This is a genomic window from Microbispora sp. CA-102843, from assembly GCF_050936215.1.
GTDB lineage: Bacteria > Actinomycetota > Actinomycetes > Streptosporangiales > Streptosporangiaceae > Microbispora.
Map to the genome: position 1 here is coordinate 8729738 of NZ_JBNJNF010000001.1, position 20527 is coordinate 8750264.

Below are 20527 nucleotides of genomic sequence, written 5' to 3' on the forward strand. Positions count from 1 at the left end.
CTCGATGCCTCCGCCCCGTCCGCAGAGCGACCCTAAGTCCGCCGGAGTGCGCCAGGGCGGCGCGGCGGCGGAAGGATGATCATGAACGACATGCGAGCACGCCTGGCCGGCTGGGCGCTCATCGTCGGCTCCGTGGTGGCGACCGCCGGATATCTCCTGGCGAACACACTGGCGAGCGGCGCCGGGGACGCCCGGTACACCGGCTCGAACTGGCCGCTGCTCAACGGCATCGCCATCGGCGGCGACATCCTCGTCGTGCTCGGCCTGCCGGCGATCCTCGCCGGGCACGGGCGCCGGGCGGAGAAGCTGACCATGTTCGGGTACGCCGGCACCGCCGCCGTGCTGATGATGCTGAACGTCGCCGAGGGCGTCATCGAGGCCTTCGTCAAGCCGTACCTGGTCGGGCACGGCGGCGTCCCGTCGGACCCGCCGGCCGGTTACGACGTCTACGAGACGATCGCCCTGGTCCTGATGTTCGCCGGCATCATCAGCCTGGGCATCGCCGTGCTGCGGGCCAAGGTGTACCCGTGGTGGACCGCTGTGCTGCTCATCGCCTCGCCGGTGGCGAGCTTCGCCGGCCTGCCCGGGGGCTGGGCGCTGATCGCCGACTACCTGTTCTTCGCCGCGCTGCTCACCATCGGGGTGCTGACGGTGCGCGGCTCGGCGCGTCCGGCGGTCGACCCGCAGCCGCGGGTCGGAGTCGAGCAGCAGGCTTGAGCCCCGCCTGCTCCGTGCGTCCTCACTTGCGGCGGCGGCTGCTGATCGCACGGTGATCGCCTCGCGGACGAGCGCCGTTCGGGGTAGCCGCGCAGCCCAATGGTCCAGCAGAACCGCGGCACCGCGGTCTCCAAGGTGCCGCGCTCGGGGGCGAGCACGCCGATCGACGGACACCCGACGTCTGGCTTCGGGTCCCCAGAGAACCAAAGCGAGCAGAAACCCTTCACCCCACCTACGTGAAGATCAGCGGTGTGCCCACATGGGCACACCGCTCCGGCAGGAGCAGCGGCCCCGATCAGCCGTGATGGTGGAACCGATGGCCCGGGCGAGCTCTGTGGGCAGGGGATACGGGCGTTCCATGGGAAGCATGCCCATGACGCCCCGACCATCGCGTAGCACCTCTCGCATGTCGCGGACCTGGTCGGTCAGGTCAGTAATCGACAGGACCCACTGATCGAGATACCGGTCGACGGCTTCGCCAGACAGCCCTACCTGGATCGATCGGTACGGCAGAGAATTGTGATGCGGGTCGCGTTCGGGATCCCATTGGATCCGGACCGGACTTTCGTGCAGGCGTTTCTTCCACGCCTCGCGGTCTTCGCCATCGCCGGGATGGCTGAGGCAGGAATGCTCAAGCGCCCATTCGAATCCCTCTCGTGTGATGTCGATGGCCAGGACCCTGGTCTGACCGGGCTTGGTGGCCCAGCCGCAGCGGTACATCATCCACAGGAAGGACGGTTTGATCCAGGTCATTCGTTCACGCTTGAAGGGCGAAACAAATCGTTGCGCGGCGACGGCCGGGGCCGCGATGGCCGGGTCGTATGCCTGGTAAACGGTGATGGCTTCGTCGGTGAAGGCGGCGCGGATCTGCCGGTACGGGACATTCATTCCGCAGAGCATCGCGAACCGCAGGCCTGCCAGACAACCGGATTAACCGGAACACGACGGGTACTTGCGGCGCTGATGGATCCCCTCGGCCCATGCGACAACGCACGCGCCGACGGCAAGCTCCTCGATGAGCGACGCGCTCGGACCGGTCAACACCGGCAGTTTGATCAGGGAGCCGGAGGGGATGGTGGCGTCAGACTGTGCACGCGGCGTGCACCTCTCCCCGCCACTTTCACTTTATATCAGATTCGTGGGCCTCATGAGACGCCGGAAAGTGTTTCATACTTGCCCGTTGCGAACCGACCCGACGAACGATGGGGGAACGGGATTGGACTACGTGCTGGGTTTCGAGCAAATCGACTCGACGAATGTCGCAGACGTCGGCGGAAAGGGGGCGCACCTGGGCGAGCTATCGCGAATCGATGGCATCCGCGTGCCGGACGGCTTCTGCGTCACGACGGACGCCTTCCAGCGGGTCGTGGCCAAGGTGCCGTCGATCGACGCTCAGCTTGACCTGCTGTCGGGCGTGAAACCGGACGACCGCGCGGCGATCCGCACCCTGAGTGCGGATATCCGCCGCGCCGTCGAAGGCGTCGCGCTGCCCGACGATCTCGTGGCAGCGATCAGCGAATCGCTCGCCCGGTTCGGGGAGCAAGCCTCCTACGCGGTGCGTTCCAGCGCGACGGCCGAGGACCTGCCGACCGCGTCCTTCGCCGGTCAGCAGGACTCGTACCTGAACATCGTGGGCCTGGCGGCGATCCTTCTGCACGTCCGGCGGTGCTGGGCCTCGCTGTTCACCGAGCGGGCGGTGACCTACCGGTGCCGTAACGGCTTCGACCACCGGAAGGTACGGATGGCCGTGGTCGTACAGCGGATGGTGTTCCCGGACGCGGCCGGGATCCTGTTCACCGCGGACCCCGTGACCTCGAACCGGAAGATCACCACCGTGGAAGCTGGTTGGGGGCTCGGGGATGCGCTCGTCTCCGGTCTGGTCACCGGGGACGTCTACACGGTGCGCGACGACCAGGTCGTCACCAGAGCGGTCGCCACCAAGCCGCGGTTCGTCCAGGCGTCGCCGGGAGGCGGTACCCAGGACGTACCAATCGAGCCGCAGCGGCAGACGCAGCCGGCTCTGACGGACGCACAAGTCGTGCGCCTGGTGCAGTTGGGCCGGCGAATCGAAGCGCACTTCGGCCGGCCCCAGGACATCGAATGGTGCCTGGTCGGCGACGACTTCCACATCGTCCAGAGCCGGCCGATCACCACCCTGTTCCCCATCCCCATGACCGATGACCAAGACAACCACGTCTACATCTCCGTCGGTCACCAGCAGATGATGACCGACGCGATGAAGCCGCTGGGCCTGTCCCTGTGGCAGCTGACGACCCCGCGGCCCATGCACGAGGCGGGCGGGCGGTTGTTCGTCGACGTGGCCCCCGTCCTGGCGACATCCGCGGGCCGCACGCGCCTCCTCGGGACCTTCGGAAACGCCGACCCGCTGGTTCGGGACGCGCTGCAGACCGTCCTCGACCGCGGTTTTGTCCGCTCGCTTCCGGACGAGGGTTCCGGCCCCGCATCCGCCGGCCCCGCATCCGCCGGCGACGCGCCCGCCCCGATCGAGACCGATCCGGCCATCGTCACCCAGCTGATCGAACGCAGTCAGGCGTCCGTCGCCACCCTGCGGCGCGAGATCCAGGGTTTGTCCGGGCCGGCGCTGCTCGACTTCATCCTGGCCGACATCGCAGAGCTGAAGCGCATCCTGTTCGATCCGCGGAGCTCCCAGGTGATCATGGCGGGGATGGGGGCGGCCTGGTGGCTCAACGACCACCTCGAGGCGTGGCTGGGCGAGAAGAACGCGGCCGACGCGCTCACGCAGTCCGTCCCCCACAACGTCACGTCGGAGATGGGGCTGACGCTCCTCGACGTCGCGGACACGATCCGGCCGCACGCGGACGTCGTGGCGTTCTTGCGGCGCGTCGTGGACGAAGGCCGGGAGGGCGACGGCTTCCTGGACGAGCTGGCCGGGCTGCCCGGCGGACGGGAAGTGCGTGACGCCATCCGGGGCTACCTCGACGACTACGGCATGCGCTGCGCGGGCGAGATCGACATCACCAGAACGCGCTGGAGCGAGCAACCCGCCACGCTCGTGCCCACCATCCTCGGCAACATCAAGAACTTCGAGCCGGGCGCCGGCAAGCGACGCTTCGAGCAGGGACGCCAAGAGTCGCAGCGGAAGGAACAGGAACTGCTGACGCGCCTGCGCGCTCTACCCGACGGGGAGCAGAAGGCCGAGGAGACCAAGCGGATGATCGACCGCGTCCGCGCCTTCGCCGGATACCGGGAGTACCCCAAGTACGGCATGGTCAGCCGCTACTTCGTGTACAAGCAGGCGTTGCTGCGGGAAGCCGATCGCCTCGTCAAGTCCGGCGTCCTGCGCGAGAAGGAGGACATCTACTTCCTCCGGCTCGAGGAGTTGCGGGAAGTCGTGCGCACCAACGACGTGGACGCCGAACTCATTCGGGAGAGGCGGGAGGCGTTCCGGTCGTACGAGGCGCTCACCCCGCCCCGGGTCCTCACGTCGGACGGCGAGGCCATCACCGGCCAGTATCGGCGTGACGACGCCCCGCCCGGCGCGCTGGCCGGCCTCCCGGTCTCGGCCGGGACTGTAGAAGGCCGTGCCCGTGTCGTCATGGACATGGCACAGGCCGACCTTGAGACGGGCGACATCCTGGTCACCGCCTACACCGACCCCAGCTGGACTCCCCTGTTCGTCGCCGCCGCCGGACTCGTGACAGAGGTAGGCGGCCTCATGACGCACGGGGCGGTGATCGCGCGAGAGTACGGCCTGCCGGCGGTCGTGGGCGTGGAGCAGGCCACCCGGCTGATCCGGGACGGGCAGCGGATCCGCGTTCACGGAACCGACGGGTACGTCGAGATCCTCGGCTGAACCCACGTGCTGGTCGATCATGGCCGCCCGGACGTCGTCATCAACGGTGAGCATCGCGCTTTGCGGGTCAAAGGTGCGAACGGGTGGATGGCTCCTCGAAGCCTAGACTTGCGGGCATGCCGATCCACCTGAGTCTGCTCGACGGTGTGCGGTGGCGGGGGCAGCCGGTGGTCGGAGAGAGGGCTCAGGCGCTGCTCGCAGCCCTCGCGCTCGCCTGCCGGACCGTGAACGCCGACCGGCTCGTCGCGGAGGTGTGGGGGGACAGCGAACCGGCCAATCCGGCGAAGGCGTTGCAGGTCCTGGTGTCCCGGACCAGGTCGGTCGTGGGGTCGGAGTCGCTGGTCACGGAAGCGGGCGGCTACCGGCTCGAGGTTCCGCCCGACCGGGTCGACGCCGGCCGGCTGCACGGTCTGTCGGACCGAGCGTGGGCACTGCTCGTCGAGAATCCGGCCGCGGCGGCCGCGGCGGCGGAGGAGGCGCTCGCGCTGGGCATCGGGGCGCTGCCGCCCGAGGGTGACGGCCCGCTGGCCGAGGTGCGCCGGCGCGCGGAACGCGACCTGGCGTCCGCGCGGGTCGTGCTCGCCCGGGCCCGGAGCCGGAGTGGCGACCACGGCCCCGCCCTGCCCGAGCTCGAGGAGGCTGCGCGCGTCCACCCCGAGGACGAGGGGCTGCTCGCCGACCTCCTGCGCAGCGAGGCCGCGGTGCGTGGGACAGGCGCCGCGCTGGACCGCTTCGAGCGCTACCGGTCGGACCTGCGCGAGCGGATCGGCGCCGACGTCGGCCCGGAGCTGCGGCGGGTCCATCGTGAGCTGCTGGCGCTCGACAGCCCCGTGCGCGCCGGTGTGCGGTTCGACACGACCCCGCTGCTCGGCCGCGACGACGACCTCCGGCTGGTGCGGGCACTGCTCGCCGCCTCCCGGGTGGTCTCGATCCTCGGTCCGGGCGGGCTCGGCAAGACTCGGCTCGCCCATGCCGTCGCCCGCGAGGCCCCGCAGCCGGTGGTGCACTTCGTCGAGCTGGTCGGCGTGACCGCGCCCGAGGACCTGGTCGGCGAGGTCGGGTCGGCGCTCGGCGTCCGCGACTCGGTGACCGGACGACGCACGCTCACCCCGCAGCAGCGGGCCGACGTCCGGGCCCGGATCGCCCAGCAGCTCGATCTGGCCCCGACGCTGCTGGTGCTCGACAACTGCGAGCATCTGGTGGAGGCGGTCGCCGACCTGGTCGCCTATCTGACCGCGACCACACGGGAGCTGCGCGTCCTCACCACGACCCGCTCGCCGCTGGCGATCGCTGCCGAACGCGTCTATCCGCTGCCCCAGCTGGGAACCGGTGACGCCGTCGAGCTGTTCTGCGACCGCGCGACCGCGGCCCGGCCCGGTGTGCACCTCGACGAGGATGACGTACGCGCCGTCGTGGCCCGCTTGGACGGCCTGCCGCTCGCGATCGAACTGGCCGCCGCGAAGGTGCGGGTGATGTCACCGGTCGAGATCGCCCGACGGCTGGAGGACAGGTTCTCGCTGCTGCGCGGCGGCGACCGGAGCGCCCCCTTCCGGCACCAGACGCTGCTGGCGGTGATCGACTGGTCCTGGAACCTTCTGGGCGAGCGGGAGCGCAGGGCCCTCCGCCGCCTCTCGGCCTTCCCGGACGGCTTCACCCTCGACGCGGCGGAGGAGGTGCTCGGCGACGACGCTCTCGGCGACGTCGAGGAGCTCGTGGAGCAGTCCCTGCTCACGGTTGTGGAGACAGCCGAGGGCGTCCGCTATCGCATGCTCGAGACGGTGCGCGAGTTCGGCCGGGTGCGGCTGGACTCGGCCGGCGAGACCGCCGACGCGCGGGCCGCCGTACGCGCGTGGGCCGTCGGCCACGCCGACCTGCACGGCACCCGGCTGTACTCGCCCGAACAGGTCGACGCGATGGACCGGCTGCGTTCGGAGGAGACGAACCTCGCCGACATCCTGCGCGAGTCCCTCGCCGACCCCGACCCGGAAGCGGCCGTGGTGCTGTTCTCCGCTCTGGGCGGCTACTGGACGATCTGCGGGGACCACGCGCGCAGCATCGTCCTCACCCCGGCCGTCACCGCCGCCCTGCAGGGCTGGACGCCTCCGCCCCGGCTCCTCGACCGGACCCGGCTGGCCCTGAGCATCGCGCTGTTCAGCGCCACCCTCGTCTCCTTCGGAGAGACGGGGACGCTGACGCGGCTGCTGTCCGGGCTGGGCGCCGACTCGGCGAACCCGGCCGTCCGGGCGCTGGTGACCGCGCTGCTCACCACGGTGTTGGAACCCGAGCACGGCTTGGACAATCTGGCCGCCGATCCCGACCCTCTGATCCGCCGGATCGCGCTGCACTGGCTGAGCCACGGCCGGGAGAACACCGGCGACCCGGTCGGCGCGATCGAAGCGGCCCGAGCAGCCCTCGAACTCGTCGGCGACGACGGCGGTCCCTGGCACCGGGCGGTGCTGCACACCCAGCTGGCCGGCCTGTACGCGCACCTCGGTGACTCCGCGTCGGCTTCCAGACATGCCACCGAGGCGCTCCCGGTGCTCGAACGCCTCGGGGCGTTGGACGACGCCGTCCAGATCCGCGCCGCCCTCGCCATGGCGGCGCTCGCCGAGGGCCGCCGCGACGAAACCGCGCGGATGCTCGACGAGCTGGAGGCGCTCGCCTCCCAGGGCGTCTACGGCGGGGTCCTGTCGGTCGCCGCCTGCAGAGCGGAGCTGGCCCTCGCCGACGGCGAAGTCGCCGAGGGACTGCGGCTGTATCGCGAGACCGCCGAGGTGCTCCGGACCATGCGAGTCCCGGGCGCGGCGGACGATGCCACCCCGTGGGCCATCCTGGGCGAGGTCATCGCGCTCTCGGCGTTCGCGCAGTACGGCGAGGGCGACGACGGCGCGGACCTCTTCGAGTCGCTGCGGGTCAAGGTCCTGGTCGTGGTCGGCCCGGACCCCGCTAACAAGGACTACCCGGTGATGGGGATGGTGCTCGCCGGGCTGGGCATCTGGGGCCTGCTGAAGGGGGCGCTGCCGGTCGAGGAGGCGGTGCGGCTGCTCGTGCTCGCCGACCGGTTCGCCTACAACCGGTTCGCCCCGACGATGCAGTGGTCGGTGCTGTCCGCGCACGCCGAACGAGTCGCCCCCGGCGCCATCTCCCGGATCGAGGCCGGATACGGCGAACGGCGCGGCCCCGACCTGCTGGCCGAGGCCCGCGCCGTCCTGGAGCGGGTGGTCTGACACCGGCTACATCTTGCGGGAGTAGGAGCGGACCGCCAGTGGCGCGAAGATCACGACGACGGCCGCGCAGCCGATGACGGCCCAGCCGACCTCGGCCGTCACGGCCCCGTCGTTGAGCAGGTCGCGCACGGCGGAGACGACGTGCGACACCGGGTTGACCTTCACGAACGCCTTCAGCCAGCCGGGCAGCGTCTCGGCGGGGACGAAGGCGTTGGACAGGAAGGTGAGCGGGAACATGATCATCATCGAGATGCCCTGGACACTCTGCGCCGAACGCGCCATCGTGCCCAGCCAGGTGAAGATCCACGCCAGCGACCAGCCTGCGATCACGGTGAGTGCGACGCCGCCGATGCAGCCGACCACGCCACCGCCAGGACGGTAACCGATGAGCAGGCCGGTGACGAGCGTCAGCACCGATGCGATGCCGTAACGGATCAGGTCGGCGATCATCGGGCCGGCCAGGGGTGCGATTCTTGCGATCGGCAGGGACTTGAAGCGGTCGAAGACCCCCTTGTCCATGTCCTCACGCAGCTGCACGCCTGTTGCCATGCAGACGGTCAGGGCCGTCTGGGCGAGGATGCCGGGGATCAGTACCGGGAGGTAGTCCGACACGCTGCCGGAGATCGCGCCGCCGAAGATGAACGCGAACATCGCTGTGAACAGCAAGGGCTGGATGAGGACGTCGAAGAACTGCTCGGGCTTGCGGCGCATCTTCTTCAGGGCTCGCCATGCCATTGCCAGGATCTGGACCCAGGTTGCCTGAAGCGAGCTGCGGGACGTGGTGCGGGCGACCACGGCGGACGGGTCGATGCGCTGGGCGTCGCGGGTGGTCGGGGTCATGGTGCTCGTGGTCATCGGGCCGCCTCCATCTGGGGTTCGTCGGCGCCGTGGCCGGTCAGCGCCAGGAAGACCTCGTCCAACGTCGGCTTGGCGACGCTTACCGAGGAGATGCCGAGGCCTGCCTCTCGCAGGCCGATCAGGACGTCCGCGGCCCGGTCGGGGTCGGGGAGGGGGATGTTCATGCGTCCTGATTCCGGGGTCAGGACCGGGTCCTCACCCAGCACTCGGCGGACGACGTTCGCGGCCAGGGCGGTGTCGGATCCGTCCGCGAGCCTGAGCTGCAGGGTTGAGTCGCCGACCTGGGTCTTCAGGGCGTCGGGGGTGTCTTCTGCGACCTTTCGGCCTCGGTCGATCACGGCTACGCGGTCGGCCAGCTGGTCGGCCTCGTCCAGGTATTGGGTGGTGAGGAGGATCGTGGAACCGTCGGTGACCAGCTCGCGGATCGTGTCCCACATCTGGCCTCGGGTTCTCGGGTCGAGGCCGGTTGTGGGTTCGTCCAGGAAGATCAGGGGTGGGCGGGTGATCAGGCTTGACGCCAGGTCCAGGCGTCGGCGCATGCCGCCGCTGAACTGGGACAGGGGACGGTCGGCCGCCTCCTGAAGGTCGAAGCGTTCGAGCAGGTCACCGGCGATTGTCTTGGCCCGGGTGCTTGTCAGGCCCTGTAGGCGGGCGAACAGCCGGAGGTTCTCCCGGGCGGTCAGGTCCTCGTCCACCGAGGCGTACTGGCCGGTGACGCCTACCAACTGCCGGATGCGGTGGGGTTCCCGCCGGACGTCGACGCCGAAGATCTCCGCGTGGCCGCCGTCGATCGGAAGCAGGGTGGCGAGCATCCGGAGCATGGTGGTCTTACCTGCTCCGTTGGGGCCCAGGACCCCGAAGATCTCGCCCTGCCGTACGTGAAGGTCGATTCCGTCCACGGCCCGGAAGTCGCCGAAGTTCTTGACCAGACTGTCGGCCCGGACGGCACTGAGGTCCGCCATGACGCGTCTCCTCTCTCCGCCGGGTACCTCCCGGCGTACGAGGAGAGCTTCCGCGTCGCCGGCTTCATCGCGGCTTCACGGTGGTTTCACCCCTGACCTCGCGGTTTCACCAGCTCCGTGCCCTTCTCCGGTATGGCGCGTCTTCGCCGTCCGGAAGAACGGCCTGCGCGCTGTCCCGGTCATTCGCGGCCGGTCGACCTGACCGCGCAAGTTATCTCGCGAACTCCCGCGCACCGTGCAGTCTCGTCCTCAGGTGCCGCTGAGTCAGGCCGCAGTCCAACCACACATCAAGCGGCCCAGGCTGGTCGGTGTCGGCGCGCCTGCCATACGGCAGCCGAGCTGGATCGATGCCATCACGCTGCGCGATGAGTACAGCCAAGCTCATATCGGCTCACCGCATCCGCCCCGGCTACGTGATGGATCCCCGCACGATCAGAGCTCGCAAGCTCCAAGAGGGCTGCTGCCAGGTCACGGACATGCACGGGGCAGCGCACATCGTCGGTGAACAGCACCCCGTGCCTGCCGCCTGCGGCCAGCGAGTGCACCAAGCCTTCGTGCGGAGAGTCGCCGTTCCCGATGATCAGAGAGGTCCTTGCGATCACCGCCGTGGGGCTGATCACCTGCACAGCCACCTCCGCGGCCGCCTTCGCCGCTCCGTACGGAGTGACCGGATCGGGGACGCGGTCCTCCGCATAGGTGACCGCCTTACCTGAGAAGACAGCATCACTGGACACGTGCACCAAGCGTCCGCCGCTTGCGGAGGTTGCGACGGCCACGTGAGCGGCGCCGACGGCCGTCGTCACCCAGTCCGACTGACGGAAGGCCGCGTTGACGACGACATCAGGGCTGAACGCGCCGACCAGGTCGACTACGGCAGTACGGTCACGAACATCAAGTGGTAGCCAGTCGACCCCCGCTGCCGTTCCCGGCCGAGTCAGACAGGTCGCAGCCACGACATGGCCGTCCGTCGCGGACTGCCGCACGAGTTCGTTGCCGAGAAAGCCGCTGCCGCCCACGATGAGAATCCTCATGGACTGTGACCGTACTTCAGCGAGGTGGCCGCCTCCGGAGTGCTGTCCCCGCCGGACGCGGTGACGCCGCTCTGGAAGTGCGTCATGCGTCTTCGGGCCCGAGCCGGAACACTAATCGGATTGGCCGGCGGATTCGAGTATGTGCTTCAACCGGGTGAGGTCGGCCTGGACGAGGCCCGCGTCGCGGGCGAAATCCTCGTCGTTCACACCCGGAAGGCGGCGCAGGGTGAAGACCACCTCGCAGGCGTCGCCGCCGGGGATGACCCGCATCGGGTTGTAGACGACCTCCCCGGAGGGCAGCGTGACGTCGTGGTCGAGAACGCCGTACTCGTTGCGCTCCACGAAGGCCACGCCGACCCGGCCCGACGGGGTCTCCACGTACCACCGTCCGCCGACGTTCTCCACCGAGCTGCCGAGCCCCGGAGCCCATTCCGGGAGGTTGGTCGGGTTCGACGCGTATTCGTAGACGTCAGCCGCGTGCCGGTCGATCCACACGCTGATGTGCCTGGATTCCGAAGCCATGCGCGCCATCATGCCCGGAATCGGCCACTGCTTGACCTCGAGCGCGCTCGAATTCCTAGCAATCCGCTGCTGGAGCCGCGCCTGTTCCGCAGCGTGCCGTTCGGCGCGGCGATCCTGATGGCGCTGTTCGCCCTGTGCGGCTTCAGTGCGTTCCTGTTCACGACCACGCAGTACCTCCAGGACGTACACGGCCGGGCTGTGCCTGCTCCCGGTCGGAGCGCTGGTCGTGGTGCTTGGCTGGCGCTCGGACTCGGCGCCGGCATCCTGGTCCTCGCGCTGCTCAGCACCGGGCGCCGGGCCCTGGGCACCGCCACACGGGCGGCGGCCCTGTTCGAGGACCTCGACCGGCACCGCTGACCGGGCGAGAGGTCCCGTCCGCCGTCAATCCGAAGACCCCAGGGCTGCCAGGCCGGACCGCACCGCTTCGGCTTCCCGATCGAGCAGGCTCCGCTCCCTGGTGCCCCAGTCGGCCTCTATCCGGAAGGCATCCCCCTTGAACCGGGGGAACACATGCAGATGGAAATGGAAGACCTCCTGGAAAGCGGCCTTGCCATCCGCCAGGAAAACGTTCACGCCCTCGCAGCGAAGGCCCGAGCGTCGTAGAGCCCGCCCCATGCGGTGGCCGATCCTCCACACATGTGCGCTCGTCTCCTCGTCCAGGTCTTCCAGGCCGGCGGCGTGGACGCGGGGAATCACGAGAAGGTGACCGGGCGTCACCGCCCCGATGTCCATGATCACCACGACGTGGTCGTCCGCGTAGGGGATGCTCGCCTCGGCCTCTCCGCGGATGATCGCGCAGAAGACGCAGCCCGGTCCCTCATGCTCTCCCATACGCACATGGTGGCGGGTGCCTCTCCCTGATCTCTATCGGCCGGCGAGGACGTCCGCGTGTTCTCCGGTACGGCGGGTCCTGGCGGGCCTGGCCGTACGCCTGCGGAGGACCCATTCGACCACGACGACGTTGATCACCCAGCCGGCGAGCATCAGCATCGCCCGGACGAACTCGGAGGGCTGGCCGATCAGCAGCATGACCGGCAGCTGGGTCAGGACCTGCGTACCCGCGCCCATGCCGATCGCGTAGCCGCGGGCCATCCAGGCGCGGTGGCGGGCGACGTCCCTGCGCCTGATGGCGGCGACGCCGAGCACGATGCAGCCGGCCATGGCCGCGCCGAAGACGAGCCGGAAGCCGGTGAGGAGTTCGCCGTCACCGGGAGGGCGGGCGTAGAAGAGCGTCATCCACAGGCCCGACAGCGCCGAGGCGAGCCCGCAGACGGCCAGCAGCCGCCCGGCCACGCGGTGCCAGCCGGGCCTGCGCCCGCGGAAGCCGCGGTGGAACTGGAACGCTCCCAGCAGCGAGTACAGGGTGACGCCGACGATGTGCACCAGCACGGGCGCCGGCGAGGCGAAGAACCGGGCGTTGTCCGGTGTGACGGTCGCGCCACCGGCGAGCTGGGCGGCCCGGGAGGCGCCCGCGATCACCGGTATCGCGCTGAGCATGAGCAGCCCGACGGGCACCAGCCAGTCTCGCTTGGCGGAGGGGGTCACGCACTGTCCCTTCTTCGCACCGGGCCCTTGCCGCCCGAAGCCGGACCGCCCGATCTACTGCGGGTGTACGGCGTACACCTCTCGGCTCAGAGTAGGGTGTACGGCGTACACCGTCAAGGGATGGCTCCGGGGAAGGCGATCGGGATGCCCCAGCAGGTGGACGGCGGGCGCCGGACACCCCTCAACCGGGACAGCGTGCTGCGTGCCGCCGTCGCGCTCGCCGACGAGGCCGGGATCGAATCGGTGAGCATGCGCAACCTCGCCCACAGGCTGGGTGTCGTGCCGATGGCGCTCTACAAGCACGTGGCCAACAAGGAGGAGCTCCTCGACGGCGTGGTCGACGTCATCGTCGGCGAGATCGATCCCCCGGCCGGCGGCGCCGACTGGAAGAGCGCGGTCCGCGCGCGCGTCCTGTCGGCCAGGCGCGCGCTGCTGCGCCATCCCTGGGCGTCGCGTGTCATCGAGTCGCGCCCGCACCCCACCCCGGCCGTGCTCGACTACATCAACTCGATCATCGCCACGTTCCGGGCCGGCGGCTTGTCGGCCAACCTCACCCACCATGTGATGCACGTCCTCGGGAGCCGCATGTGGGGGTTCACGCAGGAGCTGTTCCCCTCACCGCCGCCACCGGCCGACCCGGAGCTGCAGGCGGCCATGATCGCGGAGATGGCCCGCAGGTATCCCCACATCCTGGAGGTGGCCATGGCCGCCAACCACGACGAAGGGTCCGTGGTGGGCCAGGGCTGCGACGACCAGTTCGAGTTCGAGTTCGCGCTCGACCTGCTGCTCGACGGGTTCGAGAGGCTTCACCGGCAGGGGTGGACGTCCTCCGGCAGGTCCTGAGAGCCCTCCGGTGCAGACTGGTGTGCATGGCGACCGGGGAAATGACGGGAGAATTCGGCAAGGCGGTGCGCCGCTGGCGCGACCGGGTCGCGCCCGAGACCGCCGGGCTGCCCGCGACCGGGCAGCGGCGCGCGGCCGGCCTTCGCCGTGAGGAGCTGGCCCTGCTGGCCGGGATCTCCGTCGACTACGTGACCCGGCTCGAACAGGGCCGCGCGTCCAACCCGTCGGCCCAGGTCGTCGAGGCCCTGGCGCGGGCCCTGCGGCTGTCGGGCACCGAGCGCGCGCACCTGTTCCGGCTGGCCGGGCTGGCTCCGCCGGGTCCGGAGACGGTGCCGACGCACATCACCCCGAGCGTCCGGCGGCTGCTGGACCGGCTGACCGGCACGCCCGTCGCCGTCTTCGACGCGTGCTGGACGCTGCTCCTGGCCAACCCGCCGTACGCCGCGTTGATGGGCGACCCGTCGGAGTGGCGCGGCGACCGGCGAAACTCGGTGTGGCGGCATTTCCTCGGCCCCGGCAGCCGGGCCCGGCACACCCCGGAGTCCCTGCGGGCGTTCGAGGCGGCCCTGGTCTCCGACCTGCGCGCGACCGCCGGCCGCTATCCGGCCGACCAACGGCTGCGGCGGCTGATCGCGGATCTGCGCGCGAACAGCGAGCGGTTCGCCGAGCTGTGGGATTCCGGCGCGGTCGGCCGGCACGAGGTTGCGCGCAAGACCATCGACCATCCGGACGTCGGCCCCCTGACGCTGGACTGCGACGTGCTCATCGTGGCGGGCGGCGACCTGCGCATCATGGTCTACACGGCCGAGCCCGGCACCGAGGACGACGAACGCCTCGCATCGCTCACCCATGTTCCGAAAGCTTTCGACATCCACATCAGGGCGAACATGGCAGCCGACTGAAAATATTCGGCCGATCACCGAAACATTCAGAATCGTACTCGTGTCTCGACGTTAGACTGCGCCTTGTGACCGTTGTCGACGAGCCGCCTGCATCCGACCCCGAGCCGTTGACCCTCGCACAGCTCGCCGAACTCGCGGGAGTGTCCAAGGCGACGGTCTCCAAGGTGGTGAACGGCCGGTCCGCGGTGGCGCCGGAGACCCGCGCCCTGATCGAGGGCCTCATCCGTGAGCACGGCTTCCGCAGGCAGCGGCGGCGCTCCAGTCCGGCCGCCGTGCTTGAGCTGGTCTTCCACGAACTGGCGGGCGACTACCCGACGGAGATCGCCCGGGGGGTGGGGCAGGTCGCGCGCGAGCATCACCTGGCTATGGCGATCTCCGAGTTGGAGGGCAACCACGTCCCCGGCGCCGACTGGCTCGAGGACGTGCTCGGCCGCCGCCCCGCCGGCGTCATCGCGGTCTTCTCCAGCCTGACCGACGTCCAGCGCGAGCGGCTCGCCACCCACAGGATCCCCCTCGTCCTCCTGGACCCGACCGGCGACCCGGGACACCGCGTCCCCTCGGTGGGCGCGGGCAACTGGAACGGCGGGCTCACCGCCACCCGCCACCTGCTGGAGCTGGGCCACCGGCGGATCGCCATCATCACCGGGCCGTCGGACGCGCTGTCCAGCCGGGCCCGTCTCGACGGCTACCGCGCCGCGCTCGACACGGCCGGAGTGCCCGTCGACCCGGACCTGATCTGCCAGGGCGACTACCAGATCGAGGACGGCCTGACGCACACGCACCGGCTGCTGCGCCTGCCCGACCCGCCCACGGCCGTCTTCGCCTCCAACGACGGCCAGGCCATCGGGGTCTACCACGCGGCCCATCAGTTGGGGCTGCGCATCCCGGAGGACCTCAGCGTCGTCGGCTTCGACGACATGCCGCCGGTGCGGTGGGCCATCCCGCCGCTGACCACGATCCACCAGCCGCTGGCCGAGATGGCGGAGGCGGCGGCCACCATGCTGGTGACGCTCGCCAGGGGCGAGCCTCTCCCCCATTACCGCAAGGAGTTCGCCACGACCCTCGTCGTACGCGGCAGCACCGCCTCTCCGAAACGCTAGGCGCGGCGGAATCTCCGGCGCGACGGGGTCGCCGCACCGGAGGTCCGCTCAAGGACGGTCAGCAGGTGGAGTTGGTCTGCGTGAGCAGGCCGAGCCGCCACGGCAGGGAGTTGTAGTCGCCGCCGGAGCCGGGGTTCAGGCCCTGGTACAGGTACTGCATCTTGCACGGGCTGATGGTCAGGGTCTGGTCGACCATGGTGCGGACCATCTCACCGTGGCTGATGTCGTTGGTCCACGCGCCGCCGGGGAAGGTCACGTTGCTCGCCCCGGCGAACGGGCTGGACTCACTGGCCGCAAGTGGCGTCCACGACCCCGCGATGCTGGTGGAGGTCCAGGACCGGAAGTAGCGCCGGCCACCCGACCCGATCGCCTCGACGATCAGCAGATAGCGGTTGTCGCCCTGCACCTTGTAGACGTTGCTCGCCTCGAACACATTGTTCCGGTTGGAGTCCTGCAGCGCGATCACCGTGTTGCCGAACCCGTTGGGGAAGTTCGCCAGCGTCGTCTGCGACCGGTACAGATGCCCGTTGTCGTCTGAGGAGAACAGGTAGCAGTCGGCGTTGTCGCAGATCACCCACATGTCGACCCAGTAGCCGTTGCCGATGTTCTGCCGGATGATGTCGGGCATCCCCGAGTAGAAGTTCTTCGGCGCGCTCCACCCGTTGGGGTTGCTGATGTCCGGATTGGTGGAGTAGGAGGCGTTGCCGGTCTGGTACACGAGGTACCACAGCTTCTGCGGCGCGAAGTAGAACACCTCGGGCGCCGCCCGGTAGCCCGAGCCGATCGGGGTGCGGTCGAGGTAGTAGTGCGTCGCCGAGCCCGCCTGCGACCAGTCGGAGAAGCTCAGGTACACCATGTTGTAGCCCGAGGCGTTGGCCGTGCTGGCGAACACGTGGTACTTGCCGTTGTAGTACACCACCGTCGGGTCCTTGATCCCCGCGATGTTGTGCGTCGCGTCCGACTTCGGTGCGATCAGCGCACCGCTGGAGCTCCACCGGAAGCTCGACGGCAGCGTCCCGCCGCCACCCGTCGGACTGGCCGACGGGCTCGGCGACGGACTCGCTGACGGGCTCGCTGACGGGCTCGGAGAGGGCGAACGCGTGGGCGTCGCGGAGGGGCTGGGCGACGACGGGGTTCCCGTGCAGGGCACGCCGTTCAGGGAGAACGAGGTGGGCGCCGGGTTGGAGCCGTTCCAGGAGCCGTTGAACCCGAAGGAGACGCTGCCGCCCGAGGGGATGGCGGCGTTGTAGCTGACGTTGGTCGCCGTCACCGACGACCCCGACTGGGTGTGGGTGGCGTTCCAGATCTGCGTGATCTGCTGACCGGCACCGAAGGTCCAGGACAACTGCCAGCCGTTCACGGCGTCGCCCAGGTTGTTGACGACCACGTTGGCGCCGAAGCCGCCGCCCCACTGCGAGGCGATGGTGTAGTCGACGCGGCAGGCGACGGCGGCCTCCGCGCTGTGGGCGTTCAGCAGTCCGGTCGCCGCCGTCATCAGGAGCGGCATCGCCGTTATCGCCAGCTTCCGGCGCAGGGACGTCCGGGGCGGCGCCGCCGGTTCGGCGGCGGAGCGGTGCGGCGTGCGCGCTCGCCAGGAAAGGCGCATCTGTGTCTCCTCAGGTCAGGGGCTGGTGCAGGTGACGGACGGGGTGGCCGCGGTGCCGTTGGCGGTGAAGCCGAAGGTGGTGGACGAGCCGGCCGCGATGGAGCCGTTGTAGTCGGTGTTGCGGACCGTCACGCTGGAGCCGGACACGCTCTGCGTGCCGTTCCACAGGCTGCTGATGCTCTGCCCGCCCGGCCAGGTCCACTTCACGGTCCAGCCGTTGACGGCCGCGCTGCCCGCCCGTACGGTCACCGTCGACTGGAACCCGCCCGGCCAGCTGTTGGTCGTCTCGATGGCCGCCGAGCACGCCCCCGTGACAGGAGACCTCGTCGGCGACGGGCTGGTGTTCGGGGACGGGCTCGTGTTCGGGGACGGGCTCGTGTTCGGGGACGGGCTCGTGTTCGGCGTCGCGGCGTTGAGGGCGTCGAGGACGGCCGTGTACGCCTGCTTCTTGGTGTAGTTGCCGTCGAACAGCAGCGGGGTGTCGCCGCTGCGCCAGGAGTACTTGTCGGTGACGCCCCAGACCGTGATGCCGGTGCAGCGGGGCACTGCCGTGCAGGCCTGGGTGACGCGGCGGTAGGCGTCGGCCTGGGCGGAGCCCGAGCCGCCGACGTCGAGCTCGGTGATCTGGACGTCGACGCCGAGCGCGGCGAACTGGGCGATGTTCTGCTGGTAGTTGGACGGCACCGACCCCGACGACAGATGCGACTGCAGTCCGACGCAGTCGATCGGCACACCGCGCGCCTTGAAATCCTTGATCATGTTGTAGACGCCAAGGGTCTTGCTCGCGGTGGCGTTGTCGATGTTGTAGTCGTTGTAGCAGAGCTTGGCGCTCGGGTCGGCCGCCCGCGCGGCGCGGAAGGCCTCCTCGATGAAGCCGTTGCCGAGCTTCTGCGTCCACACCGAGCTGCGCAGGGTGCCGACGGCGCCGCCGTCGGCGAAGGCCTCGTTGACCACGTCCCAGGCGTAGATCTTGCCCTTGTAGTGGCCCATCACCGTGTTGATGTGGTTGACCATCGCCGAGCGCAGGTCGCTCGTCGACAGGCCGCTCACCCAGCTGGGCAGCTGGTTGTGCCACACCAGCGTGTGCCCGCGGATCTTCATGCCCTTGCTCTGGGCATGGCTGACGATCTGGTCGGCCGAGGTGAAGCGGAACGATCCGCGGGAGGGCTCGGTGGCGTCCCACTTCATCTCGTTCTCGGGGGTGACGGCGTTGAACTCTCGGTCCCAGGTGGCCACGTAGGCCGAGTCGCTCATGTGACCGGCCGCGATCGCGGCGCCGTAGTAACGGCCGCTCTGGGCGGCGGCCGCGCCGAGCGTGCCGGCGGCGGCGCCGGCGGGGACGGACGCCGAGAGCGCGGTGACCGTGCCGAGTACGCCGAGGGCGCCGGCGACCAGCAGCCGGCGGGTGCCGACGAGCCGTCGCCGCCCTCCGTCGGCGGGTAAGGAATTTTCGCCCATGCCTGAGCCTCCATTGCGGAATCGATGAGGGAACGCGGAAGACGCCCGCGGGAACAGCACGCGATCCGTCGTCGCGTCGAAAACCGCGGCCCCTGCCACTCACCACCGACCCCGGCAGGAGGAGCCGCCTCGGGGAGTCAGTCTGGAAATCACCCCCGAAACATGTCAAGGGCGTTTCCAGAAAGTTTCGACGCCAAGATGCACGCAGAGCGCTGCAGGCTGGACTGATGTCAGCAATCCGTCGATGTAATTTTCCTGGCACTCCCATCGATGGCCATCACGACGCAGGCATCGATGAATGTTTCATCACCCCGTATCCCTCGGACGGTGCGCCCGGAGCTCGTCGCGGCAGATGAGACGTGCGTACGGACGCAACGGCGGCGCCGGGCCGAAGACGCCGCCTTGACGGGCAGTCGACACGTCGTATTTGCTCCGGCGCACCACCGCCTCCGGTCACCCCGAGGAGAGGAGCAGGCGACTCGTACAGGAATGTTAGCGCTAACAATGATGAAAGGAAACGGCGTGAGACGAAGGCTCAGAGTCCTGCTGGCCGCCGCCGCCCTGCCCCTGGTGGTCGCGAGCACGCTCCTGGCGACCCGGCCCGCCGCGGCGGCGTCGCTGACCCCGGTGACCGGCTTCGGCGCCAACCCGACGAACCTGAACATGTACCTCTACGTGCCGGACAGGGTCGCGGCACGGCCAGCACTGCTGGTCCTGGTTCACTACTGCGGCGGCTCTGCCGGCGCGATCTTCAACGGCAACGGGCACGACTTCGTCACCGCGGCCGACCGCTACGGATACGTCATCGTGCTCCCCGAGGCCACCCGCAGCGAGAAGTGCTTCGACGTCTCCACCCCGGCCGCGCTCCGGCGCGACGGCGGCGGCGACTCCACCGGAATCATGTCGATGGTCGCCTACGCCCGCCAGCGATACAACGTGGACCCCGCCCGGATCGTGGTCAGCGGTTTCTCCTCCGGCGCGATGATGACCAACGTGCTCGCCGCACAGTATCCGGACGTGTTCTCGGCCGCCTCGGCGTTCTCCGGCGTACCCGCCGGGTGCTTCGCCACCACCAACGGCTCACTGTGGAACAGCCAGTGCTCCGGTGGGCAGCTCGTCAAGACCGCCCAGCAGTGGGGCGACCAGGCACGGGCGATGTATCCGGGCTACACCGGCCGCTACCCGCGGATGCAGCTGTGGCACGGCACCACCGACACCACGCTGGCCTACGCCAACTTCGGCGAGGAGATCAAGCAGTGGACCAATCTGCACGGGCTGAGCCAGACCCCGGCCTTCACCGACCACCCGCAGTCGTCCTGGACCCGCACCAGGTATGGCACCACGGGAACCCAGGCCACCGTCGAGGGCATCAGCATCTCCGGCGTCGGCCACCAACTGCCGATGACCGGCCAGCTCGCCTACGCCATCGCCTTCCTCGGCCTCGACGGCGCCGGCGTCACGCCGTCCCCGTCCCCGTCCCCGTCCCCGTCCCCGTCCCCGTCCCCGTCGCCCTCGCCCTCGCCCTCGCCCTCGTCATCCCCAAGTAGCTCGCCGAGCAGCTCGCCGTCGCCCAGCGGCGGATCGGGCGCGTGCCGGGTCAGCGCCACCGTCAACGCCTGGAACAACGGGCTGACCGAGAACATCGCCATCACCAACACCGGCTCCTCCGCCGTCAACGGCTGGTCCCTGGCCTTCACCCTCCCCGGCGGACAGACCATCACCAACGGATGGAACGCCACCTACTCCCCCAGTAGCGGCCGGGTCACGGCGACGAACGCCGGCTACAACGGCTCGCTGGCCCCCGGGGCGTCCACCGAGATCGGCTTCCAGGCGACCCACACCGGCAACGCCGCCAAGCCCACCGCGTTCACGCTCAACGGAAACGTCTGCACCGTCTCCTGACGAATCCCTATCCCCTGGA

The 20527-nt window shown here is 69.7% G+C and carries 17 protein-coding genes; 8 read left to right on the forward strand and 9 right to left on the reverse strand.

Going from position 1 to position 20527, the window contains the following annotated elements; all coding sequences use genetic code 11:
• Nucleotides 1–81: 81 nt before the first annotated feature.
• Nucleotides 82–717 carry a hypothetical protein gene (locus tag ACQEVJ_RS40540; RefSeq protein WP_433110050.1) on the forward strand — a complete coding sequence of 212 codons (636 nt, stop codon included), beginning with the start codon at nucleotides 82–84 and terminating at the stop codon, nucleotides 715–717.
• A gap of 243 nt (nucleotides 718–960) precedes the next feature.
• Here the strand turns inward: ACQEVJ_RS40540 and ACQEVJ_RS40545 are convergent, their stop codons facing one another.
• Nucleotides 961–1605 carry a DUF4291 domain-containing protein gene (locus ACQEVJ_RS40545; protein WP_433110052.1) on the reverse strand — a complete coding sequence of 215 codons (645 nt, stop codon included), beginning with the start codon at nucleotides 1603–1605 and terminating at the stop codon, nucleotides 961–963.
• Nucleotides 1606–1732: 127 nt separating this feature from the next.
• On the opposite strand from ACQEVJ_RS40545, the gene rph reads away from it, so the two are divergent.
• Together rph and ACQEVJ_RS40555 are read left to right on the forward strand one after the other, a co-directional pair.
• Entirely contained in the window at nucleotides 1733–4552 is a 2820-nt protein-coding gene (gene rph / locus ACQEVJ_RS40550) for a rifamycin-inactivating phosphotransferase (protein ID WP_433110054.1), read from the forward strand.
• Nucleotides 4553–4668: 116 nt separating this feature from the next.
• Complete coding sequence (locus tag ACQEVJ_RS40555; RefSeq protein WP_433110056.1) at nucleotides 4669–7779, forward strand: ATP-binding protein; 3111 nt, start codon at nucleotides 4669–4671, stop codon at nucleotides 7777–7779.
• A gap of 6 nt (nucleotides 7780–7785) precedes the next feature.
• Here the strand turns inward: ACQEVJ_RS40555 and ACQEVJ_RS40560 are convergent, their stop codons facing one another.
• The 4 genes from ACQEVJ_RS40560 to ACQEVJ_RS40575 all read right to left on the reverse strand — a co-directional run bounded on the left by ACQEVJ_RS40560 (nucleotide 7786) and on the right by ACQEVJ_RS40575 (nucleotide 11152).
• On the reverse strand, nucleotides 7786–8634 hold the full coding sequence (locus ACQEVJ_RS40560; protein ID WP_433110058.1) for an ABC transporter permease: 849 nt from the start codon (nucleotides 8632–8634) through the stop codon (nucleotides 7786–7788).
• Nucleotides 8631–9599 (reverse strand): ATP-binding cassette domain-containing protein, encoded by a 969-nt coding sequence (locus ACQEVJ_RS40565; RefSeq protein ID WP_433110060.1) that lies wholly within the window; start codon nucleotides 9597–9599, stop codon nucleotides 8631–8633. The genes ACQEVJ_RS40560 and ACQEVJ_RS40565 overlap by 4 nt, the downstream gene beginning before the upstream one ends.
• 353 nt (nucleotides 9600–9952) lie before the next feature.
• Nucleotides 9953–10630, reverse strand: coding sequence for a sugar nucleotide-binding protein (locus ACQEVJ_RS40570; RefSeq protein ID WP_433110062.1), 678 nt, complete (start codon nucleotides 10628–10630; stop codon nucleotides 9953–9955).
• Nucleotides 10631–10741: 111 nt separating this feature from the next.
• A complete protein-coding gene (locus ACQEVJ_RS40575) occupies nucleotides 10742–11152 on the reverse strand; it encodes an SRPBCC family protein (protein WP_433110064.1) in 411 nt (136 codons plus the stop codon).
• A 93-nt stretch (nucleotides 11153–11245) separates the two neighbouring features.
• Here ACQEVJ_RS40575 and ACQEVJ_RS40580 point away from each other — a divergent pair, with 93 nt between their 5' ends.
• Nucleotides 11246–11509, forward strand: coding sequence for a hypothetical protein (locus ACQEVJ_RS40580; protein ID WP_433110066.1), 264 nt, complete (start codon nucleotides 11246–11248; stop codon nucleotides 11507–11509).
• 24 nt (nucleotides 11510–11533) lie between these two features.
• Here ACQEVJ_RS40580 and ACQEVJ_RS40585 read toward each other — a convergent pair whose 3' ends face one another.
• Entirely contained in the window at nucleotides 11534–11983 is a 450-nt protein-coding gene (locus ACQEVJ_RS40585; protein WP_433110068.1) for an HIT family protein, read from the reverse strand.
• Nucleotides 11984–12016: 33 nt separating this feature from the next.
• On the reverse strand, nucleotides 12017–12697 hold the full coding sequence (locus ACQEVJ_RS40590) for a DUF2306 domain-containing protein (protein WP_433110070.1): 681 nt from the start codon (nucleotides 12695–12697) through the stop codon (nucleotides 12017–12019).
• Between the two features lie 120 nt (nucleotides 12698–12817).
• On the opposite strand from ACQEVJ_RS40590, the gene ACQEVJ_RS40595 reads away from it, so the two are divergent.
• From ACQEVJ_RS40595 to ACQEVJ_RS40605, 3 genes are all read left to right on the forward strand, one after another.
• Nucleotides 12818–13540: a TetR/AcrR family transcriptional regulator gene (locus ACQEVJ_RS40595; RefSeq protein WP_433110072.1), complete on the forward strand. Its 723-nt coding sequence runs from the start codon at nucleotides 12818–12820 to the stop codon at nucleotides 13538–13540.
• 26 nt (nucleotides 13541–13566) lie between these two features.
• Nucleotides 13567–14442: a helix-turn-helix transcriptional regulator gene (locus ACQEVJ_RS40600; protein ID WP_433110074.1), complete on the forward strand. Its 876-nt coding sequence runs from the start codon at nucleotides 13567–13569 to the stop codon at nucleotides 14440–14442.
• A 65-nt stretch (nucleotides 14443–14507) separates the two neighbouring features.
• Nucleotides 14508–15542, forward strand: coding sequence for a LacI family DNA-binding transcriptional regulator (locus ACQEVJ_RS40605; protein WP_433110076.1), 1035 nt, complete (start codon nucleotides 14508–14510; stop codon nucleotides 15540–15542).
• Nucleotides 15543–15600: 58 nt separating this feature from the next.
• Here ACQEVJ_RS40605 and ACQEVJ_RS40610 read toward each other — a convergent pair whose 3' ends face one another.
• Entirely contained in the window at nucleotides 15601–17148 is a 1548-nt protein-coding gene (locus ACQEVJ_RS40610; RefSeq protein WP_433110078.1) for a non-reducing end alpha-L-arabinofuranosidase family hydrolase, read from the reverse strand.
• A 15-nt stretch (nucleotides 17149–17163) separates the two neighbouring features.
• Complete coding sequence (locus ACQEVJ_RS40615; protein WP_433110080.1) at nucleotides 17164–18606, reverse strand: endo-1,4-beta-xylanase; 1443 nt, start codon at nucleotides 18604–18606, stop codon at nucleotides 17164–17166.
• A 522-nt stretch (nucleotides 18607–19128) separates the two neighbouring features.
• Here ACQEVJ_RS40615 and ACQEVJ_RS40620 point away from each other — a divergent pair.
• Nucleotides 19129–20508, forward strand: a complete 1380-nt coding sequence (locus ACQEVJ_RS40620) for an extracellular catalytic domain type 1 short-chain-length polyhydroxyalkanoate depolymerase (RefSeq protein ID WP_433110082.1) — start codon at nucleotides 19129–19131, stop codon at nucleotides 20506–20508.
• Nucleotides 20509–20527: the final 19 nt, after the last annotated feature.